This window comes from Streptomyces sp. NPDC059567 (genome assembly GCF_042735655.1).
In the GTDB taxonomy this organism is placed as follows: domain Bacteria; phylum Actinomycetota; class Actinomycetes; order Streptomycetales; family Streptomycetaceae; genus Streptomyces.
The window spans coordinates 40134-60528 of record NZ_JBHWBS010000002.1; the positions used below are offsets into that span (position 1 = coordinate 40134).

The 20395-nt window shown below is 71.3% G+C and carries 15 protein-coding genes; 10 read left to right on the plus strand and 5 right to left on the minus strand.

The features are described from left to right. Window positions 1–61: 61 nt before the first annotated feature. On the minus strand, window positions 62–610 hold the full coding sequence (locus ACFVZW_RS01620; RefSeq protein ID WP_384515125.1) for an NADAR family protein: 549 nt from the start codon (window positions 608–610) through the stop codon (window positions 62–64). A gap of 175 nt (window positions 611–785) precedes the next feature. Between ACFVZW_RS01620 and ACFVZW_RS01625 the strand changes: the two genes are divergently transcribed. The 6 genes from ACFVZW_RS01625 to ACFVZW_RS01650 are packed head-to-tail and all read left to right on the plus strand — an operon-like array spanning window position 786 to window position 7941. Beyond that, window positions 786–2300 (plus strand): gamma-aminobutyraldehyde dehydrogenase, encoded by a 1515-nt coding sequence (locus tag ACFVZW_RS01625; RefSeq protein WP_384515127.1) that lies wholly within the window; start codon window positions 786–788, stop codon window positions 2298–2300. A 29-nt stretch (window positions 2301–2329) separates the two neighbouring features. Next, window positions 2330–3577, plus strand: a complete 1248-nt coding sequence (locus ACFVZW_RS01630; RefSeq protein ID WP_384515129.1) for a PotD/PotF family extracellular solute-binding protein — start codon at window positions 2330–2332, stop codon at window positions 3575–3577. Between the two features lie 42 nt (window positions 3578–3619). Next, entirely contained in the window at window positions 3620–4771 is a 1152-nt protein-coding gene (locus ACFVZW_RS01635; RefSeq protein ID WP_384515132.1) for an ABC transporter ATP-binding protein, read from the plus strand. Beyond that, window positions 4768–5703 (plus strand): ABC transporter permease, encoded by a 936-nt coding sequence (locus ACFVZW_RS01640; RefSeq protein WP_384515134.1) that lies wholly within the window; start codon window positions 4768–4770, stop codon window positions 5701–5703. Before ACFVZW_RS01635 ends, ACFVZW_RS01640 begins: the two co-directional genes overlap by 4 nt. Next, a complete protein-coding gene (locus ACFVZW_RS01645; protein WP_384515137.1) occupies window positions 5703–6497 on the plus strand; it encodes an ABC transporter permease in 795 nt (264 codons plus the stop codon). Before ACFVZW_RS01640 ends, ACFVZW_RS01645 begins: the two co-directional genes overlap by 1 nt. Before the next feature lie 25 nt (window positions 6498–6522). Further along, window positions 6523–7941 (plus strand): NAD(P)/FAD-dependent oxidoreductase, encoded by a 1419-nt coding sequence (locus tag ACFVZW_RS01650; RefSeq protein WP_384515139.1) that lies wholly within the window; start codon window positions 6523–6525, stop codon window positions 7939–7941. Window positions 7942–7969: 28 nt separating this feature from the next. On the opposite strand, the gene ACFVZW_RS01655 is transcribed toward ACFVZW_RS01650, so the two are convergent. Beyond that, window positions 7970–10270, minus strand: coding sequence for an MMPL family transporter (locus tag ACFVZW_RS01655; protein WP_384515142.1), 2301 nt, complete (start codon window positions 10268–10270; stop codon window positions 7970–7972). 286 nt (window positions 10271–10556) lie between these two features. Here ACFVZW_RS01655 and ACFVZW_RS01660 point away from each other — a divergent pair, with 286 nt between their 5' ends. Together ACFVZW_RS01660 and ACFVZW_RS01665 are read left to right on the plus strand one after the other, a co-directional pair. Further along, entirely contained in the window at window positions 10557–11024 is a 468-nt protein-coding gene (locus tag ACFVZW_RS01660; RefSeq protein WP_384515145.1) for a hypothetical protein, read from the plus strand. Window positions 11025–11091: 67 nt separating this feature from the next. Further along, window positions 11092–12897, plus strand: a complete 1806-nt coding sequence (locus ACFVZW_RS01665) for a chitinase (RefSeq protein ID WP_384515148.1) — start codon at window positions 11092–11094, stop codon at window positions 12895–12897. Between the two features lie 166 nt (window positions 12898–13063). On the opposite strand, the gene ACFVZW_RS01670 is transcribed toward ACFVZW_RS01665, so the two are convergent. The 3 genes from ACFVZW_RS01670 to gabT all read right to left on the minus strand — a co-directional run bounded on the left by ACFVZW_RS01670 (window position 13064) and on the right by gabT (window position 15942). After that, entirely contained in the window at window positions 13064–13684 is a 621-nt protein-coding gene (locus tag ACFVZW_RS01670; RefSeq protein WP_384515150.1) for a hypothetical protein, read from the minus strand. Window positions 13685–13737: 53 nt separating this feature from the next. Beyond that, window positions 13738–14274, minus strand: a complete 537-nt coding sequence (locus ACFVZW_RS01675; protein ID WP_384515153.1) for a phosphatase PAP2 family protein — start codon at window positions 14272–14274, stop codon at window positions 13738–13740. A 333-nt stretch (window positions 14275–14607) separates the two neighbouring features. Beyond that, a complete protein-coding gene (gabT, locus tag ACFVZW_RS01680) occupies window positions 14608–15942 on the minus strand; it encodes a 4-aminobutyrate--2-oxoglutarate transaminase (RefSeq protein ID WP_384515155.1) in 1335 nt (444 codons plus the stop codon). Window positions 15943–16361: 419 nt separating this feature from the next. Here gabT and ACFVZW_RS01685 point away from each other — a divergent pair, with 419 nt between their 5' ends. Together ACFVZW_RS01685 and ACFVZW_RS01690 are read left to right on the plus strand one after the other, a co-directional pair. Beyond that, window positions 16362–18563 (plus strand): ATP/GTP-binding protein, encoded by a 2202-nt coding sequence (locus ACFVZW_RS01685; RefSeq protein WP_384515158.1) that lies wholly within the window; start codon window positions 16362–16364, stop codon window positions 18561–18563. Window positions 18564–18668: 105 nt separating this feature from the next. Continuing rightward, on the plus strand, window positions 18669–20228 hold the full coding sequence (locus ACFVZW_RS01690; protein WP_384515161.1) for a PucR family transcriptional regulator: 1560 nt from the start codon (window positions 18669–18671) through the stop codon (window positions 20226–20228). Window positions 20229–20395: the final 167 nt, after the last annotated feature.

Consider the following 20395-nt stretch of genomic DNA (forward strand, 5'->3'; position numbering starts at 1 on the left):
GCACAGCAGAAGGGGCCCCGCGCCTACCGGCCGCCGGGGCCCCTTCTCGTGCGCGCCGCCGCTACGCGCCGCGCAGGCGCTCCCGCGCCTCCATAAGCGCGAAGCCCAGCAGGTTCAGCCCCCGCCAGCGGGCGGGGTCCATCGCGCGGGGGTCGTCGGCGGCGAGACCGATGCCCCACACACGGTCCAGCGGGCTCGCCTCCACCAGGACGCGGCCGCCCGTGCCGAGCAGGAACGCCCGCAGCGCGTCGTCCGACGCGAACTTGTGGACGCTGCCCTCCACGACGATCCCGAAGCGCTCCCGCTCCCACACCGTCTCGTCGAAGCCCCGCACCAGCCGCCCGGCCTTCTTCGCCTCCGCGGGCGTACGGGACGACAGCGCGGCCCGCTCGGCCTCCGGGTCGCCGAAGAGCCGGGCCTTCGCCGCCATCATCCAGTGCTCGGCCGTCGCGTACCGCACCCCGTCGACCTCGAAGGGTGACGTCCACCATTGGCTGAGACAGCTCGCCGAGAGCTGCCCGTCCGGCCTGGGGCGGTGACCCCAGAAATGCAGCCACTTCACCCTCTTGCCCCTGCTGACCTGCTCCGTCAACTCGTCGATCTTCCCCATGCACGCGATTCTGGCAGCCGCCACGGACATTCCGTACGGTCATTTACCCGACCCCTCGACACATGGTCGACCGATTCCGTCGCGTAACCAAAAGGCAACAACGGAATCACTTGTTGGCCTGGTATAGCTCTGTCAGGATCGGCACTCAATTCGAGCTGGAACAACGGAGAGCGTCATGGGCAACCGCTTCCAGGTGACGGACCGCTTCGCGGACGGCGCACAGTACATCGGCGGGCGTCTGCGGCCCGGGACCTCGGGTGAGGAGCACAGCGTCGTCGACCCGGCCACGGGCGAGCGCGTGTACACCTACGAACTCGCGAGCACCGCGGACGTGGACGCCGCCGTCGCCGCCGCGAAGGACGCGTTCCCGGGCTGGGCCGGTGCCACCCCCGGCGAGCGCTCGGACGCACTGCACCGGTTCGCCGGGGTGCTCGCCGAGCGGGCCGAGGACTTCGCCCGCGCCGAGTCCCTCCAGTGCGGCAAGCCCATCAAGCTGTCCACCGAGTTCGACGTACCGGGCACGGTCGACAACACCGCCTTCTTCGCCGGAGCGGCCCGCCACCTCCAGGGCCAGTCGGCCGGCGAGTACAGCGGCGACCACACCTCGTACGTACGGCGCGAGCCGATCGGTGTCGTCGGCTCCATCGCCCCCTGGAACTACCCGCTCCAGATGGCCGCCTGGAAGATCCTCCCGGCGATCGCGGCCGGCAACACGATCGTCCTGAAGCCGGCCGAACTCACCCCGCTCACCTCGCTGATGTTCGCCCAGGCGGCCACCGACGCCGGCATCCCCGACGGTGTCGTCAACATCGTCAACGGCGCCGGACGCACCGCCGGCGAACACCTCGTCGGCCACCCGGACGTGGTCATGACCTCCTTCACCGGCTCCACCGCGGTCGGCAAGCGCGTCGCCGAGATCGCCACCTCCACCGTCAAGCGGCTCCACCTCGAACTCGGCGGCAAGGCCCCCTTCGTCGTCTTCGACGACGCCGACCTGGAGGCCGCCGCCCACGGCGCCGTCGCCGCCTCCCTCATCAACACCGGCCAGGACTGCACCGCCGCCACGCGCGCGTACGTCCAGCGCCCGCTCTTCGACGCCTTCGTCGCCCGGGTCGCCGAGCTGATGGAGACCGTCCGCCTGGGCGACCCCTTCGACCCGTCCACCGACCTGGGTCCCCTGATCAGCCACGCCCAGCGCGACCGGGTCGCTGCCTTCGTCGACCGTGCCCGCGGCTACGCCACCGTCGTCACCGGCGGCGAGGCCCCGGGCGGGGAGCTGAAGAACGGTGCGTACTATCGTCCGACCCTGATCACCGGCGCCGCGCAGGACAGCGAGGTCGTGCAGTCGGAGATCTTCGGACCGGTCCTGGTGGCCCTGCCCTTCGACGGCGACGACGAGGGCATCCGGCTCGCCAACGACACCCCCTACGGCCTCGCCGCATCCGCCTGGACCCGCGAGGTCTTCCGGGCGAACCGCGCCACCCGCGAGATCAAGGCGGGCTGTGTCTGGGTCAACGACCACATTCCGATCATCAGCGAGATGCCGCACGGCGGCTACAAGGCGTCCGGGTTCGGAAAGGACATGTCGGCGTATTCCTTCGAGGAGTACACGCAGGTCAAGCATGTGATGTACGAAAACACCGCGGTGGCCCGGAAGGACTGGCACCGCACGATCTTCGGAGACCGGTAGTCCTCCCCAACCCCCGAGAGGCACAGCGCATGGAGCAGTACGAGCCCGACAGCCTGTCCCCCGCGCAACTCGCCGCGATGCGGCGCAGTCTGACGAGCGGCCGGGGCGCCCTCACCCGCCGTTCGATGCTGCGCGCCGGAGGCGTCGGCGCGCTCACGATCGGGGGCCTCGCGTCCCTGAGCGCCTGTGGCATCCCGCCGGCCAAGCGGGAGGGCCAGGGGCCCGCGTCCACGGACTTCTCGGCCAAGGAGAAGCAGCTCGCCTTCTCCAACTGGACCGAGTACATGGACGTCAGCGAGGACGAGAAGTCCCGCCCCACCCTGGAGGCGTTCACCAAGCGCACCGGGATCAAGGTCAAGTACACCGAGGACATCAACGACAACGTCGAGTTCTTCGGCAAGATCAAGCCGCAGCTCGCGGCCGGCCAGGACACCGGCCGCGACCTGATCTGCGTCACCGACTGGCTCGCGGCGCGCATGATCCGGCTCGGCTGGGCGCAGAAGCTCGACGCGGCCAACCTCCCCACCGCGTACGCCAACCTGTCCGCGCAGTTCCGTCGCCCCGACTGGGACCCGGGCCGGGCCTACTCGTACCCGTGGACCGGCATCTCCACCGTCATCGCCTACAACTCCAAGGCGACCGGCGGCAAGAAGGTCGACTCCGTCACCCAGCTCCTCGACGACCCCTCGCTCAAGGGCCGGGTCGGCTTCCTCACCGAGATGCGCGACTCCGTCGGCATGACCCTGCTCGACATGGGCAAGGACCCGGGGAAGTTCACCGACGCCGAGTACGACGAGGCGATCGGCCGGCTGCAGAAGGGCGTCGACAAGAAGCAGATCCGGCGCTTCACCGGCAACGACTACACCTCCGACCTGGACAAGGGAGACCTCGCGGCCTGCCTCGCCTGGGCCGGTGACGTCATCCAGCTGCAGGCCGACAACCCGGACATCAAGTTCGCGATACCGTCCGCCGGTTACATCACCTCCAGCGACAACCTGCTGGTCCCGGCCAAGGCACGCCACAAGGCCAACGCCGAGAAGCTCATCGACTACTACTACGAGCTCCCGGTCGCCGCGCAGCTGGCCGCGTACATCAACTACGTCTGCCCGGTCGACGGGGTGAAGGACGAGCTCGCCAAGATCGACCCGGAGCTGGCGAACAACACGCTGATCCTGCCGGACAAGGCCATGGCCGCGAAGTCGCATGCCTTCCGCTCGCTCACCAGCGAGGAAGAGACGGCGTACGAGGAGAAGTTCGCCAAGCTCATCGGTGCCTGAGCAATCGTCGTCCACCCCCTTACGAACCTGGGATCGCAACCCATGACTGACAAGAACACCGGCGGCGACGTCCGTCTCACCGGGATCAGCAAGACCTACGGCTCCTTCACCGCCGTCCACCCGCTCGACCTGACCATCCCGCAGGGCTCGTTCTTCGCCCTCCTCGGCGCCTCCGGCTGCGGCAAGACCACCACGCTGCGCATGATCGCCGGCCTGGAGGAGCCCACCAGCGGCACCGTGTTCCTCGGCGACAAGGACGTCACCGACCTCCCGCCGTACAAGCGGCCGGTCAACACCGTCTTCCAGTCCTACGCGCTCTTCCCGCACATGGACGTACACGAGAACATCGCCTTCGGTCTGCGCCGACGGGGCATCAAGTCGGTGAAGAAGCAGGTCGACGACATGCTGGAGCTCGTCCAGCTCGGCGACAAGGCCCGGCACAAGCCGCACCAGCTCTCCGGCGGCCAGCAGCAGCGCGTCGCCGTGGCCCGGGCCCTCATCAACCACCCGCAGGTCCTCCTCCTCGACGAGCCGCTCGGCGCCCTCGACCTCAAGCTGCGCCGCCAGATGCAGCTGGAGCTCAAGCGCATCCAGACCGAGGTCGGCATCACGTTCGTCCACGTCACCCACGACCAGGAGGAGGCCATGACCATGGCCGACCAGGTCGCGGTGATGAACGGCGGCCGGGTCGAGCAGCTCGGCGCCCCCGCCGACCTGTACGAGAACCCGCGGACCACGTTCGTGGCGAACTTCCTGGGCACCTCCAACCTCATCGAGGCCGAGGTCGTCGAGAACGGCGGTTCCGACCTGGTCGTGACGGCCGGCGGCGGCAAGCTCCGGCTGCCCGCGGACCGCTGTTCGGCGACCGTACGCACCGGAGGCAAGGTCCTCGTCGGCGTCCGCCCCGAGAAGATCTCGCTCGCGCACGCCGACGACGCGGGGAAGATCGCCGACGGCCGCAACAAGGTCACCGGCCGCATAGCCGACTCCTCCTTCATCGGCGTCTCCACCCAGTACGTGGTGAACTCGCCGGCGGGGGCGGAGCTCCAGGTCTACGAGCAGAACATCGAGCGGGACGCGCGTCTGGCGCCCGGCGCCGAGGTCGTCCTGCACTGGAACCCGGCCCACACCTTCGGCCTGGACGCCGATCAGGACATCGACGCGGGCGTGGAGACGGTGGAGGACGCCGGATGAGCACTCCCACCCTCACCAAGGAGGAGGAGACCGCGCCGGCCGGAGCACCGGTGACGCGCAAGCCCTCCACCCGCAAGCGGCTCGTCCCGTACTGGCTGCTGCTGCCCGGCATCGTCTGGCTGCTCGTCTTCTTCGCACTGCCGATGGTCTACCAGGCCTCCACCTCGGTGCAGACGGGCTCGCTGGAGAAGGGCTTCGAGGTCACCTGGCACTTCCAGACGTACTGGGACGCCTTCCAGGAGTACTGGCCGCAGTTCGTCCGCTCCCTGCTGTACGCCGGTACGGCCACGCTGCTGTGTCTGCTCCTCGGCTATCCGCTGGCGTATCTGATCGCCTTCAAGGCCGGCCGGTGGCGCAACCTCCTGCTCGTGCTCGTCATCGCCCCCTTCTTCACCAGCTTCCTCATCCGGACCCTGGCCTGGAAGACGATCCTGGCCGACGACAGCCTGGTGGTCGACGCGCTGAACGCGCTGCACGTCCTGGACGTGACCAGCTGGCTCGGCTGGACCGAGGGCGACCGGGTGCTCGCCACCCCGATGGCGGTGGTCTGCGGTCTGACGTACAACTTCCTGCCGTTCATGATCCTGCCGCTCTACACCTCGCTGGAGCGGATCGACGGCCGGCTGCACGAGGCGGCCAAGGACCTGTACGCCTCCCCGGCCACCACCTTCCGCAAGGTGACGTTCCCGCTCTCCATGCCGGGCGTCGTCTCCGGCACGCTGCTCACGTTCATCCCGGCCAGCGGCGACTACGTCAACGCCGAACTCCTCGGCTCGACCGACACCAAGATGGTCGGCAACGTCATCCAGTCGCAGTTCCTGCGGGTCCTCGACTATCCGACGGCCGCCGCGCTGTCCTTCATCCTCATGGCGATCGTGCTGCTCATGGTCACCGTCTACATCCGCCGCGCGGGAACGGAGGACCTGGTCTGATGCGTTGGATCCGTCGGAACCTTGTCGTCATCGCGGGCCTGCTGACGCTCGCGTACATGATCCTGCCGAACATCGTCGTGATGGTGTTCTCGTTCAACAAGCCGAACGGGCGCTTCAACTACGCCTGGCAGCGCTTCTCCCTGGACGCCTGGAAGGACCCCTGCGGCGTCGCCGACCTGTGCGGCTCGCTGACCCTGTCGTTGCAGATCGCCGCCTGGGCCACCCTCGGGGCCACGGTCCTCGGCACGATGATCGCCTTCGCGCTGGTCCGCTACCGCTTCCGGGCGCGCGGCGCGATCAACTCGCTGATCTTCCTGCCGATGGCCATGCCCGAGGTCGTCATGGCCGCCTCCCTGCTCACGCTCTTCCTGAACATGGGCGCCGAGCTGGGCTTCTGGACCGTCCTGATCGCCCACATCATGTTCTGCCTGTCGTTCGTCGTGACGGCGGTCAAGGCACGGGTGATGTCGATGGACCCCCGGCTGGAGGAGGCCGCGCGCGACCTCTACGCCGGCCCGGTGCAGACGTTCGTACGGGTCACGCTGCCGATCGCCGCCCCCGGAATCGCCGCCGGAGCGCTGCTCGCCTTCGCGCTCTCGTTCGACGACTTCATCATCACCAACTTCAACGCGGGCTCGACCGTCACCTTCCCCATGTTCGTCTGGGGCTCGGCACAGCGTGGCACGCCCGTCCAGATCAACGTCATCGGCACGGCCATGTTCATCATTGCCGTACTGGTGGTGGTAGCCGGACAGATCATCACGAACCGGCGCAAGAAAACAGCGACAACCTGAGCAAGCCCTGAAGGAGTTGGAAACCATGGCCCCAGTCGCCATGCGTCTCGCTGCACAATCTCTCTCCGACGCCCAGCCCGTCCCCTTCTGGCTGGAAGACCCCGGCAAGCCCGGAGCCCTGCCCGCCCTCACCGGCACCGAGAAGTGCGACCTTCTCGTCGTCGGCGGCGGATACAGCGGACTGTGGACCGCGCTCCTCGCCAAGGAGCGCGACCCCTCCCGGGATGTCGTCCTGATCGAAGGCCGCGAGGTGGGCTGGGCCGCCTCGGGCCGCAACGGAGGCTTCTGCGCCGCCTCCCTCACGCACGGCTTCGGCAACGGGCTCGCCCGCTGGCCGGGCGAGCTGCCGAAGCTGGAGGAGCTCGGCGAGCGCAACCTCGACGCCATCGAGGCGGCGGTCGCCCGCTACGCGCTGGACTGCGACTTCGAGCGCACCGGCGAGATCGACGTCGCCACCGAGCCGTACCAGGTCGACGAACTCCACGAGGTGTACGCGGAGATCGAGCGGCTCGGTCTCGCGGACGGCCTCGATCTGCTCGACGGCGACGCGGTCCGCGCGGAGGTCGACTCCCCGACCTTCCTCGGCGGCCTGTGGGACCGGCGCGGCGTCGCGATGCTCAACCCCGCCAAGCTGGCGTGGGGCCTGAAGCGGGCCTGCGCCGACCTCGGGGTGCGGATCTACGAGAACACCCCCGGCCTCGACCTCGTCTCCGTGGGCGCGGGCATGGGCGTGCGCACCCCGTACGGCAGGGTCCTCGCCCGCCGGGTCGCGCTCGGCACCAATGTCTTCCCCTCGCTGGTCAAGCGGGTCCGGCACTACACCGTCCCGGTCTACGACTACGCCCTGATGACCGAGCCGCTCAGCCCCGAGCAACTCGCCGCCATCGGCTGGAAGAACCGCCAGGGACTCGGGGACAGCGCCAACCAGTTCCACTACTTCCGGATCACCGCCGACAACCGGATCCTGTGGGGCGGCTACGACGCGATCTACCGCTTCGGCGGCCGGGTCAGCGCCGAGATGGACAACCGCCCCGAGACGTATCTGAAGCTCGCCGAGCACTTCTTCCGCTGCTTCCCGCAGCTGGAGGGGCTCCGCTTCAGCCATGCCTGGGGCGGCGCGATCGACACCTGTTCGCGCTTCTCCGCCTTCTTCGGTACGGCGTACCAGGGCAAGGTCGCCTACGCGGCGGGCTTCACCGGCCTCGGCGTCGGCGCCACCCGCTTCGGCGGCGATGTGATGCTGGACCTGCTGGCCGGCGAGCGCACGGAGCGTACGGAGCTGGAGATGGTCCGCTCCAAGCCGCTTCCGTTCCCGCCGGAGCCGATCGCCTGGGCCGGCATCGGCATCACCAAGTGGTCGATGGCGCGGGCCGACGAGAACGGCGGCCGCCGCAATCTGTGGCTGAAGGCGATGGACCGCCTGGGCCTGGGCTTCGACAGCTAGCCCCGGTCAGGCGGTCCGGCCGGCGGGGTCACGGCGTCTGCCGTGGCCCCGCCGCGCCGTTCGCGCCCGCATCCGCCAGTTCGCTCTCGCCCTCGGTGTCCACGTGCGGCAGGATCCGGTCCAGCCAGCGCGGGGTCCACCAGGCCTTCGGCCCGAGCAGCGTCATCACGGCGGGCACCAGCAGCAGCCGCGCGACCGTCGCGTCGATCAGCACACTCGCGGCCAGGCCGAGACCCAGCATCTTCACCACGATGTTGTCGCTGATGATGAAGGCGGCGAAGACACTCACCATGATGAGCGCCGCGCAGGTGATGACGCGCGCCGTGATCTCCAGGGCGTGCGCGACGCTCGCCTTCGCGTCGCCGGTGCGCAGCCAGGCCTCGTGGACGCGGGACAGCAGGAAGATCTCGTAGTCCATGCTCAGACCGAAGACGATCGCGAACATCATCATGGGCACGTAGCTCTCGATGGGCACGTCACCCGAGACCCCGAGAGCCGGGCCGCCCCAGCCCCACTGGAAGACGGCGACCACCACTCCGTACGAGGCGCCGATCGACAGCAGGTTGAGGATGGCGGCCTTGGCCGCGACGAGCGGCCCCCGGAAGACGACCAGGATGACGAGGAACGCGAGGGCCACGACCACGGCGATGATGAGCGGCAGCCGACTGGAGACGATGTCGAGGAAGTCGACCTGGGCGGCGGTGGTTCCCGTGACGTACGTGGTGGCCGCGGTCCCGGCGACGGCGTTCGGAAGGACGGTGCCGGTCAGGTCGTTGACCAGCTGCGTCGTCCGCTCGTCCTGCGGCGCGGCGACCGAGTAGGCGGTGCCGAGCAGGACGTCGCCGTCCGAGGTCGGCTGCAGCGGGGTGATCAGGACGGCGTTCGGCACGCCGGTGAGGGCCTTCTGGGCCTGCGAGGCGAGGGCGGACCGGTCGGCGGCGGGTACCGAGGTCTGGTCGATGACCAGGGTCAGCGGACCGTTGGAGCCGGGGCCGAAGGCCGAGGACATCAGGTCGAAGGCGCGCCGGTCGGTGAAGGACTTCGGGTCGGCGCCGTCGCCGATGTGCCCGAGCTGCATGAAGAACATGGGAATGGCGAGCACCACGAGCACCACGAGACCCGAGGCCAGGAACCACCACGGCCGGCGCTCGACCCTGAGGGCGTAGCGGTGCCAGGTCCCGTGCTCCACGCCCGACTCGACATCGGTCTCGGCGATCGGCTTGCGCACATGCAGCCGGTCGATCTTTCGCCCGATCAGCCCGAGCATCGCCGGTACGAGCGTCAGCGCGCCGATCACGGCGGTGACGACGGTGGCGGTCGCGGCGAGTCCGAGCAGTCCGATGAAGGTCAGCCCGGAGACCCACAGCCCGGACAGGGCGATGATGACGGTGCATCCGGAGACGAGGACGGCCCGGCCGCTGGTCGCGGTGGCCTTCCCGGCGGCCGTCACCGGGTCCAGGCCGTTCATCAGCAGCTGGCGGTGGCGGGTGATCAGGAAGAGCGCGTAGTCGATGCCGACGCCGATGCCGATCATCGTGGCCAGGGTGGGGGAGACGGTCGCGAAGGTCCACACGGCGGCGAGCAGGCCGAGCACCCCGAGCCCGCAGACCGTCGCGACCAGTGCGGTGACGAGCGGCAGCACGGCGGCCAGCAGGCTGCCGAAGCCGATCAGGAGCACGATGATCGCGACACCGAAGCCGATCGCCTCGCTGAGCATGTCGTTCGGCTCGGGCCGTGCCAGCTCGCCCAGCGTGCCGCCGTACTCGACCTGGACACCGGCGGCGCGCAGCGGCTCCACGGCGGTGTCCACGCCGTCCAGGTAGTCGTCGCCGAGCGTGCTGGGCTGGACGTTGAAGCGGACCGTGATGTACGCGGTCTTGCCGTCGGTCGACAGCGGTCCGACGTTCGGGGTGCCCGCGGGTGGGGTCGGCGGCGTGGTGCCGGGCGGCGGCAGCGGGTTCTGTGCGCTCAGGACGTGCGGCAGCTTCCCGAGGGAGGTGACCGCCGACGAGATCTGGTCGCTCACCTCGGTGAGCGGCTTCGCGGAGTCGTAGAGCACCACCTGGGCGCTGTATCCGCCGGCGGCCGGCTCGTGCTCCCGGAGGACGTCGAGCCCCTCCTGGGACTGGGTGCCGGGCAGCGAGTAGTTGTCGGAGTACTCACCGCCGTACGCATGCTGAAGGGCGGTCAGGCCGGCCAGGGCCACGACCCAGGCGACCAGCACGATGACGAAATGACGTGCCGACCACTCGCCCATCCGTCGCAGCAGCCCCTTCTTGCCGGTGCTTCGGCTGCCGGGTGCGGGACCCGAAGACGGCGGGAAGGGCATGGGGACTCCCGTGGTGAGCGTGGCGCGGAGGCCCATACGAACACGCGGGGGCGGGCGAGCGGCGGAAGCCGTCGACCCGGCCCGCCGCCGTCCACTCGATCGGCTGCGTCCCGGCCGCCCTCGACCGCGGGGCGCGCGCCGGGTGTGCGCCCCCCGTGCACACCAGTCGGTCGCGATGTGACCCAGTTCACTACCGATCCGTGACCCGAACCCGCGTAATGATCGTCGCCGACCCCGCTCTCTGCGTGTGGACGTCGCGTCCGCACACGGAATGGAGGCCAAGGCAATGACCGGTTCGGGGGCCAGGACCGCAGTGGAATGGCTGGCATCGGTGGCACCGGACCCCGACGCCTGCCGCTGGGAATGGGAGCGCAACCCGCACGGGGTGGCGCTGCTGCCCGCGGGCAGGCGCTGGGACGTGCTGATCCTGCCGGGCGAGCTCGGCTGCCCCACGCTCGACGTGCTCACCCGACTGGTGGCGCGGCCCGGGCCGGTGCTCGCCGACTTCGGCGAGGCCCGTACGGGATTCTTCGTGCCGCCCGGCACGGCCACGCGCTGGCTCGGTACGGGGGTACGCAGCGCCGGTCGCGGCACCTGGATCGTCGTCCCCTACCCCGGACGGGCCACCGGGGGCGTGCGCTGGCTGATCCCGCCCGACGGGAGCGGGACGCTCAACGACGCCTCGCTCCTGGAACTGGCGATGCACGAGGCGGCGGGCCAACTGGCCCGGAGGGAAGGGGAACAGAGGTCTTGACCACTTGATTGGTCTGGACCATGCTGTGGCGCGCTCCACCTCGATTCCCCCACCCCCGGAGGCAGTTGTGGACCGCACCAGACCTCTCACGCTTCTGCTGGCAGGCGTCCTCGCCGCCGGCGGACTCGTCTCCCTCACCCCCGTGGCCCAGGCCGCCGACACCGAACTGGCACGCAACGGAGGCTTCGAATCCGGGCTCGACGGCTGGAGCTGTACGGCGGGCAGCGGAGCCGTCGTCGCATCACCCGTGCGCAGCGGGACGAAGGCGCTGCAGGCGACCCCCGCAGGCAGCGACCACGCCAAGTGCTCCCAGACCGTCACCGTGAAGCCGAACTCCGCGTACACGCTGAGCGGCTGGGTGCGCGGCAGCTACGTCTACCTCGGCGCGTCCGGCACCGGCACGAGCGACGTCTCCACCTGGACACAGTCCGCATCCGACTGGCAGAAGCTGAACACCACCTTCACGACCGGGGCCTCGACGACCTCGGTGACGATCTACACCCACGGCTGGTACGGCACCGGCGTCTATCACGCCGACGACGTCTCCCTGATCGGCCCCGGCGGAGACCCCGTCCAGATACCGGCCACCCCCACCGGTCTGACCGCGGGCTCCCCGACCTCGACCTCCGTGCCGCTGTCCTGGCCCGCCGTCGCGGGCGCCACGTCGTACAAGGTCTACCGCGGCGGAACCCTGGCGGGGACCGCCACCGGCACCTCGTACACCGCGACCGGCCTCGCGCCCTCCACCTCGTACTCCTTCCAGGTCTCGGCCGTGAACAGCGCGGGCGAGTCGGCCAGGTCCGCGGCCGTCTCCGCGACCACGACGTCCGGCGGCGGAGGGAACCCCGGCGGCGACCTCCCCGCCCACGCGCTCGTCGGCTACCTCCACGCCAGCTTCGCCAACGGCTCCGGCTACACCCGGATGGCCGACGTCCCCGACTCCTGGGACGTCATCAACCTCGCCTTCGGCGAGCCGACCTCGGTGACCTCCGGCGACATCCGCTTCTCCCTCTGCCCGGCCACCGAATGCCCGAACGTGGAGTCCGCCGCGGACTTCAAGGCGGCGATCAAGGCCAAGCAGGCCGCCGGCAAGAAGGTCCTGATCTCCATCGGCGGCCAGAACGGCCAGGTGCAGCTCTCCACCACGGCCGCCCGCGACACCTTCGTCTCCTCCGTGTCGAAGATCATCGACGAGTACGGACTCGACGGCCTGGACATCGACTTCGAGGGCCACTCCCTCTCGCTCCAGACCGGTGACACCGACTTCCGCAGCCCGACAAGCCCGGTCATCGTCAACCTGATCTCGGCGGTGAAGTCCCTGAAGGCCAAGTACGGCTCCGACTTCGTCCTGACGATGGCGCCGGAGACGTTCTTCGTCCAGCTCGGCTACCAGTACTACGGCTCCGGACCGTGGGGCGGCCAGGACCCGCGCGCCGGCGCCTACCTCCCGGTCATCCACGCCCTGCGCGACGACCTCACCCTGCTCCACGTCCAGGACTACAACTCGGGCTCGATCATGGGCCTCGACAACCAGTACCACTCCATGGGCGGCGCGGACTTCCACATCGCGATGACCGACATGCTGCTCACCGGCTTCCCGGTCGCCGGCAACACCGAGCGCGTCTTCCCGGCGCTCCGCCCCGAACAGGTCGCCATCGGCCTCCCGGCCTCCACCCAGGCGGGCAACGGCCACACGACACCGTCCGAGGTGAACAAGGCCCTGGACTGCCTGACGAAGAAGACGAACTGCGGCACGTACCAGACCCACGGCACCTGGCCCGCGCTGCGCGGCCTGATGACCTGGTCGATCAACTGGGACCGGTTCAACGGCTGGGAGTTCAGCCGGAACTTCGACTCCTACGGCTGGAGCTGACGGCCGGTCGACGACCCGCCCGGCGATGCCGCGCCCGTCGACGACCTGCCCGGCCGGCCACGCGGCGCCCCGCGCGCCCGGCGCGCCCCGCGCCGCCCCGCGCGGCGCCGCGCCCCGCGCGCCCCCCCCGCGCCCCCCCCCCCCCCCCCCCGGCTGCGTCACGCCGTCAGCCGGCCGTGGCCGTACGCGGTTCCAGCCCGGCCCGGCGCAGGGCACGGCCCATGGCCGGCAGGTCCGGGGCGCTCCCGTCCTCGGGGGCGGCGTAGGACTCCAACAGCTCAGGCGTCAGCCGGTACCCTTCGGCGTGCTCCATGAGGAGCTCCGGATCCGGGCCGTCGTGCCGGATGTGATCGTTCAGCAGGCGCAGGGCGTCCTCCCGGTCGACGAAGCGGCTCATGCCGCAGTCGAGGCCGTCGTCGTCCAGGTCGTCGGGGTACGGGGCGCGGGCCCAGGCGCCGTTCTCGTACCAGTAGACGCAGCCCAGTTCGTTCCCCGCGAGCCGCTCGCGCAGCTCCTCGTAGGGGAGCCAGTCGGGGCCGCCCGCCAGCATGTCGATCGGCGTCTCGTGCCACTTGACGCCGCTCGACTCGTCCTCGCCGAACAGCACGTACCGGCCCTCGCCGACGCGGGAGAACGTCCACCAGGTGCAGCCGCAGTCGTCGAGGTGGAGGCCCTCCTCGTCGATCCAGTGGCCGGTCCGGTACCTCTTGCTCTCCTCCGCCGCGGTGGTCGCCTCCAGTACGGCGACCAGGGCCCAGCGTGCCCACAGCAGCTCCGGGGACGGCAAGTCTCCTGGCAGTCCCGGCCGTTGAATCGTCATCCCGCTCTCCGGATCGTCGGTCACGAACGTGAAGGGCGACCGTACCGTTCGGCTACGACAGGCCAGGTGAGCAGGGGTACGCACAGGGCGAGCGAGGCCAGCACGTCCAGCGGCCAGTGGAAGCCGCGCAGGATCAGGCCGATGCCCGTCAGCGCCGTCAGGACGGCGGCGACCGGGACGAGGCGGTTCGAGACCAGGAACGCCGCGCCGAAGTACGCCACCATCGCCGTCGCCGTGTGGCCCGACGGGTAATAGCCCGCGGCCCAGGGCTCCAGGGGGCCCGGGCGGGCCGTCCACTCCTTCAAGGGGATGACGAGGGCCGGTACGAGGGCCATGGTGACCCCCGCGCACAGGGCCTGGGCGCGCCGGCCGCGGAGGATCGCGTACGTCATCGCGCACACGAGGACCGGGAGTGCGACCGTCAGATTGCCGAGATCGGCGCCGAGTTCGGAGAGCCACCGGGGGACGGTGTCGACGAGAGCGCGCGAGAGGCGTTCGTCGAGCCGGGCGAGAGGGCCCCCGACGAGGACCTGCCAGGTGACGAGGGCGAGGGCCACGACCGCCGAGAAGACAGCCGGCCTCCCCGGAACAGGGGGGGTGGTTCCGGGGAGGCCGGCTTGACCGGGCCACCGCGCGCCCCGGGGGGTGTGGGGCGAGCGGCCATCCGATCGGTGAGGAGTTCCGGAGCCGGAGGCTCCAGTGGTGTGCGCGAAGGCACGATCAAGGCGGGGCTGGGGAGGCTCCGCCCTGTTGTCGCCCGCAGTCTCCTGTGAGCGAGGTGTTTCTCTCATCTGCAGAAACCGTACGGCAGAGAAAGGGGGACCGACAGCCGGAACTCCATCCCGCCATCGGCCCCCCACACCTTCTTCACACCCTGTGCCGAAGAGGCGTCAGATCTGGCCGAACGCGCTCTCGATGACGTCGAGACCCTCGTTCAGCAGGTCCTCGCCGATCACCAGCGGCGGCAGGAAACGCAGCACGTTGCCGTAGGTGCCACAGGTCAGGACCATCACGCCCTCGGCGTGGCAGGCCTTCGCCAGCGCGCCCGCGGCCTCCGGGTTCGGCTCCTTGGTCGCCGGGTCCTTGACCAGCTCGATCGCGATCATGGCGCCGCGGCCGCGGATGTCGCCGATGATCTCGTACTTCTCCTGCATGGCGGCCAGACGGGCCTTCATGACCGACTCGATCTTCTTCGCCGCGGCGTTGAGGTCGAGCTCCTTCATGGTCTCGATGGAGCCGAGCGCACCGGCGCAGGCCACCGGGTTGCCGCCGTAGGTGCCGCCGAGGCCGCCGCCGTGGACGGAGTCCATGATCTCGGCGCGGCCGGTGACGGCGGCGAGCGGCAGACCGCCCGCGATGCCCTTGGCGGTGGTGATCAGGTCGGGGACGATGCCCTCGTCCTCGCAGGCGAACCACTGGCCGGTGCGGCAGAAGCCGGACTGGATCTCGTCGGCGACGAAGACGATGCCGTTGTCGTTGGCGAACTTCACGATGGCCGGCAGGAAGCCCTTGGCCGGCTCGATGAAGCCGCCCTCGCCGAGGACCGGCTCGATGATGATCGCGGCGACGTTCTCGGCGCCGATCTGCTTGGAGATCTGGTCGATCGCCTGGGCGGCGGCCTCGGGGCCGCAGTTCTCGGCGCCGGTGGGCCAGCGGTAGCCGTAGGCGACCGGGACGCGGTAGACCTCGGGCGCGAACGGGCCGAAGCCCTGCTTGTACGGCATGTTCTTCGAGGTCAGCGCCATCGTCAGGTTCGTACGGCCGTGGTAGCCGTGGTCGAAGACGACGACGGCCTGGCGCTTGGTGTACGAACGGGCGATCTTGACGGCGTTCTCGACGGCCTCGGCGCCCGAGTTGAACAGCGCGGACTTCTTGGCGTGGTCGCCCGGGGTCAGCTCGGACAGCGCCTCGCAGACCTCGACGTAACCCTCGTACGGCGTCACCATGAAACAGGTGTGCGTGAAGTCGGCGAGCTGCGCGGCGGCGCGGCGGACGACGGCCTCGGCGGAGGCGCCGACGGAGGTCACGGCGATGCCGGAGCCGAAGTCGATCAGGCGGTTGCCGTCGACGTCCTCGATGATGCCGCCGCCGGCCTTCGCGGTGAAGACGGGCAGCACGGAGCCCACGCCGCCGGCCACGGCGTCGAGGCGGCGGGCCTGCAGCTCCTGCGACTTCGGACCGGGGATGGCGGTGACGACGCGCCGCTCCTGCGGGACAGCGTTCATGCGGGGCTCCTGGGGGTGTTCTGGACGCACTTGTGGGTTTCTTCCGCAGGCTAGGCGCGGGGGAGGGGCGTGGGCATGCGCCGATCGGGAGTGTTGGGGGGTGTGTCGTTGTCCGGTGTGGACATGGCGGCCGCGAAACCGCTCCGGGGCGTCCCATGCCCACTAGATTGACGGTGGCACAGATGCGGCGACCTGGCTGGTCAGGGGGCAGGGGTTTCATGGAGACCGAAGGCACGTACGAGTCACGCGACACCCGGGGGCCGGGCGTGCCCCGTCCGGCGCCGCCGGCTCCGGCCACGGCTCCGGATGCAGCCGTACCGCCGGCCGGGCAGCTTCCCGGGCCGGACGTGCCGTCCGCCGGGCAGACTCCGGGGACGACCGGTCACAGTGCGCCGCGGCCGCCGGCCGGGCAGCCCGTCGTGCCGCCGCAACCCGCGCACCCGCCGACCCGCCTCGCGGTCGCCGACTGGCTCCGTATCCCGCGCCCCGCCGCCGCCCCCGGCATCTGGCGACTCGGGCATCGCGAGCGGCCCGAGCAGGAGCCGGACCTCGTGCCCGGCCGTCAGCTGATCACCGGCGCGTTCGTCGCGTACCTCTGCGGCTGGCTGCTGTGGTCGCTGCTGTGGAACGGCTACCTCGAGGGGTGGTGGATCTTCGTCGACAACTGGTGGCTGCTGCCCATGCTGTGGCTCGTGCCCACCGAGTGGCGGTCCCCCCAGAGCCCCGACGTCGAGCTGTACGTCGCGGCGACGTACCTCTGGTACGCCGTCCTCCTCGTCCTGTTCTCCGTCGGCTTCGGCCGCGTCGGCAACTGGCGCGAGGTCTGGCTGCGCTACGGCATGCCCATCTGGCCCCTGTTCGTGCTCCTGCCGGGGGTCTGGCGGGAGATGCCCCGCACGGTCACGTGGCTCACCTGGGTCTCCAACATCTACTACGTGCTGTTGGTCGTCGCCCTCGCCGCGGCCGTGGGCCGGGTCGGGACCTGGCCTTCGGTACGGCGCCGCCTGGGAACGTCCCCCGCCGCCGACACCTCGGCGGCGCCGCCGTCACCGGCCGCCGACCCCGCCGAGTGGCCCGAGCTGCGCGACGCCGGGCTGACCGAGGCAGCCGCCCAGCTCGCCGAGGCCACCCGGCAAGGGGTCCTCGGAGACGTGGACTACGCCCGGATCCGCCGCGCCTGGCAGGGCGTACGGACCCGGCCGGAGCGGCTCGCCGCCTTCACCGAGGCCGTGCGCACCAGGGGCGCCGCGGCCTGCGGCCACCCCTCGGGCCGGCGTGATCTGCCCGTCCGCACCGCCACCCACGACCTGGCCACCGACCAGGTCCTCATCGGCACGGCAGCCGACCACCCCCGCAACCCCTACCCCCGCCGCACCACCGGTGTGGCCCTCGATCCCGGGCTGCTCGGGACCTCGTTGGTGGCCGTCGGGCCGGCCGGGGCCGGGAAGACCGTGCGGCTCGTGCGGCCCGTGGTCGAGTCGCTCTGTCTGCAGGCGCTCGCCAACCGTGCCGCCGTCGTCGCCGTCACCTCCCACGGCACCGCGCTCGGCCCCGACGAGGGCTTCGACGTCGTCGTCTCCGTCGGGCGGGCCGAGTCCACCCACGACCTCGACCTGTACGGCGGCGCCGACGATCCGGACGAGGCCGCCCGGATCCTCGCCGAGGCGCTCGTCGGGGACCTCGCCGCCGACAGCAGGCGCGCCGCCACCGCGCTCGCCCAGCTGATCGGGCCCTTCCGGGCCGCGCACGGGCGCTTCCCCGGCGTGCCCGAGCTGCGCGAGCTGCTCGGCGGGACGCCCGAGGCGTTCGCCGCGCTGCGCGAAGCCGTCGCCGGCGACCCCGCCCAGCTGCGCGAGCTCGACGCCCGGCAGCGCCAGGCCGATCGCGGCGACGACAGCGGCGTCCTCCTCGCCGAACGCATCGCCTTCCTCGACCGCCCCGCCTTCGCCCGCTTCTTCCGTACCGAGGACTCCGAGGGAGCGAAGCCGCAGTTCTCCCTCCGCGCCGTCGAGCACCCTCTCCGCGTCCGCGTCGACCTGCCCGAACGCGGCCACGCCGAAGCCTCCCGGATCGTCTCCCGGCTCCTGCTCGCCCAGTTCGCCGAGGCCGCCCTCGCCCGCCGCGACCGCTCCCTCTTCGCCTGCCTGGTCCTCGACGATGCCACGTACACCGTCACCGGCGACTCCGTACGCGCCATCCAGCGGCTCCGCTCCGCCAACGCCGGCGTCGTCCTCGCGCTGCGCAGCCTGGAGGACGTGCCCGAGGCGCTGCGCGGGCCGCTGCTCGGGGCGGTCGGCTGCCGGATGGCGTTCGCCGGGATCGCGCCCTGGGACGGCGGACGGTTCGCCGAGACCTGGGGCACCGAATGGGTGCAGACCCGGGACGTCACCAACCGGCAGATCATCTCCGACGAGCCCCTCACCAAGGCCCTGCACTTCATGCGACGCCTCGTGACCGGCAAGGCCACGACGGCGGAGGCCGTGACCGTACGGGAAGTGGAACGCGAGCGCTGGTCGGCCTCCGACCTCGCCCACGCCGTCCCCGCCGGGCACGCCGTCCTGTCCCTCACCCATGTGCGGGGCGAGCACACACCACCCCTCCTGGTGGATCTGCGGAGCTGAGGCGGAGCTGACGCGGAGCCGGAGCGGCCACCCGCGGGCCCTGGCACAATCGAGGGCGCCGCTCGGCTGAGCGGCGCCCCCTCCCCAAAGGTCCGACGGTCCCCAATGCCGCCCACCCTCGCGTCACTCGTCCAGCACTCGGCGCTCAAGCTCACCGTCCGCGCCGGCGAGGACCGCCTCGACACCCCCGTGCGCTGGGCCCACGTCAGCGAGCTCGCCGACCCCGTCCCGTACATGGAGGGCGGCGAGCTGCTGCTCACCACCGCGCTCACCCTGGACGCCGAGGACTCCGAGGCGATGCACCGCTACGTCCGGCGGCTGCTCGCCGCCGGCGTCGTGGGGCTCGGCTTCGCCGTCGGCGTCAATTACGAGGACATCCCGCAGCCCCTCGTGGACGCGGCGGGGGCCGAGGGGCTGCCGCTCCTCGAAGTGCCGCGGCGCACCCCGTTCCTGGCGATCAGCAAGGCCGTCTCGGCGGCGATCGCGGCCGATCAGTACCGGGCCGTGACGGCCGGCTTCGAGGCCCAGCGGGAACTGACCCGCGCCGCGCTCGCGGAGGGCCCGGACGCGGTGATCGCGCGGCTCGCGGCCCATGTGGACGGCTGGGCGGCGCTGTACGACACCTCCGGCACCGTCCTCGCCGTCTCGCCCGAGTGGGCGACGCGCCGGGCCGCCCGCCTCACGCCCGACGTCGAACGGCTCCGGGAGCGGCCCGCGCCCGCGAGCGCGGTCGTCGGCGGCACGGACGACCGGGTGGAGCTCCAGTCCCTGGGAACCGGGCGGCGGGTCAGGGGCGCCCTCGCGGTCGGCACCGGCGCGCCGCTCGGGACGGCGGAACGGTACGCCGTGCACTCCGCGATCGCCCTGCTGACGCTCACCACGGAGCGCTCGCGCTCGCTCCAGGCGGCCGAGGCGCGGCTGGGAGCGGCGGTGCTGCGGATGATGCTGTCCGGCCAGCCCGACCACGCCCGGGCGGTGGTGGGCGACCTGTACGGCGGCCTCCTCGACGCGCCCTTCCGGCTGCTGATCGCCGAGACGGTGGCGGGGGAGCGGGAGGGCGAACCGCCGCTTCCGGCGCTCGCCGAGGAGCTGGAGTCGGCGGCGGCCCGCGCGGGCGAGACGGTCCTGACCGTTCCGGAGGGCGAGGAGCGGCTCCTGGTCCTCGCCGGGGACGGCGGGGCGGTCGTCACCGCCTGCGAGAGGTACACGGAGCGGGAGGCGGAGGATACCGGCGTCGTCGTCGGCCTCTCGGCCCCGGCCGGGCCGATCGCGGCGGCGGCCGCGTACAAGCAGGCCGAGCAGGCGCTGTCGGTGGCGCGCCGGCGCGGCCGGGCGCTGGTCGAGCACGAGGACCTGGCGGCGGGCTCGGTCCTGCCGCTGCTGGCCGACGACGCGGTCCGCGCCTTCGCCGACGGGATGCTCCGCGCCCTGTACGAGCACGACGCCACGGGGCGCGGCGACCTGGTGGCCTCCCTGCGGGCGTGGCTCTCCCGCCACGGACAGTGGGACGCCGCGGCGGCCGACCTGGGCGTCCACCGCCACACCCTGCGCTACCGGATGCGCCGGGTGGAGGAGATCCTCGGCCGCTCCCTGGACGACCCGGACGTCCGGATGGAGCTGTGGCTGGCGCTGAAGGCGACGGGGGCGGACGCGGAGGAGCGGTAGGTCCGGTTCCGCCGGTCACATCGCCTCCGCGACGGGGGCGGACGCGGAGGAGCGGTAGGTCCGGTTCCGCCAGTCACATCGCCTCCGCGACGGGGGCGGACGCGGAGGAGCGGTAGGTCCCGCTCCGCGGTCGCACCGCCTCCGCGACGGGGGTGGACACGGAGGAG

Excerpts from the sequence above, each read along its gene's own strand:
- ACFVZW_RS01630 (WP_384515129.1), top strand. The coding sequence starts at position 2,330 with ATGGAGCAGTACGAGCCCGACAGCCTGTCCCCCGCGCAACTCGCCGCG.
- ACFVZW_RS01635 (WP_384515132.1), top strand. The coding sequence starts at position 3,620 with ATGACTGACAAGAACACCGGCGGCGACGTCCGTCTCACCGGGATCAGC.
- ACFVZW_RS01625 (WP_384515127.1), top strand. The coding sequence starts at position 786 with ATGGGCAACCGCTTCCAGGTGACGGACCGCTTCGCGGACGGCGCACAG.
- gabT (WP_384515155.1), bottom strand. The coding sequence starts at position 15,942 with ATGAACGCTGTCCCGCAGGAGCGGCGCGTCGTCACCGCCATCCCCGGT.
- ACFVZW_RS01660 (WP_384515145.1), top strand. The coding sequence starts at position 10,557 with ATGACCGGTTCGGGGGCCAGGACCGCAGTGGAATGGCTGGCATCGGTG.
- ACFVZW_RS01655 (WP_384515142.1), bottom strand. The coding sequence starts at position 10,270 with ATGCCCTTCCCGCCGTCTTCGGGTCCCGCACCCGGCAGCCGAAGCACC.
- ACFVZW_RS01640 (WP_384515134.1), top strand. The coding sequence starts at position 4,768 with ATGAGCACTCCCACCCTCACCAAGGAGGAGGAGACCGCGCCGGCCGGA.
- ACFVZW_RS01690 (WP_384515161.1), top strand. The coding sequence starts at position 18,669 with ATGCCGCCCACCCTCGCGTCACTCGTCCAGCACTCGGCGCTCAAGCTC.
- ACFVZW_RS01620 (WP_384515125.1), bottom strand. The coding sequence starts at position 610 with ATGGGGAAGATCGACGAGTTGACGGAGCAGGTCAGCAGGGGCAAGAGG.
- ACFVZW_RS01645 (WP_384515137.1), top strand. The coding sequence starts at position 5,703 with ATGCGTTGGATCCGTCGGAACCTTGTCGTCATCGCGGGCCTGCTGACG.
- ACFVZW_RS01650 (WP_384515139.1), top strand. The coding sequence starts at position 6,523 with ATGGCCCCAGTCGCCATGCGTCTCGCTGCACAATCTCTCTCCGACGCC.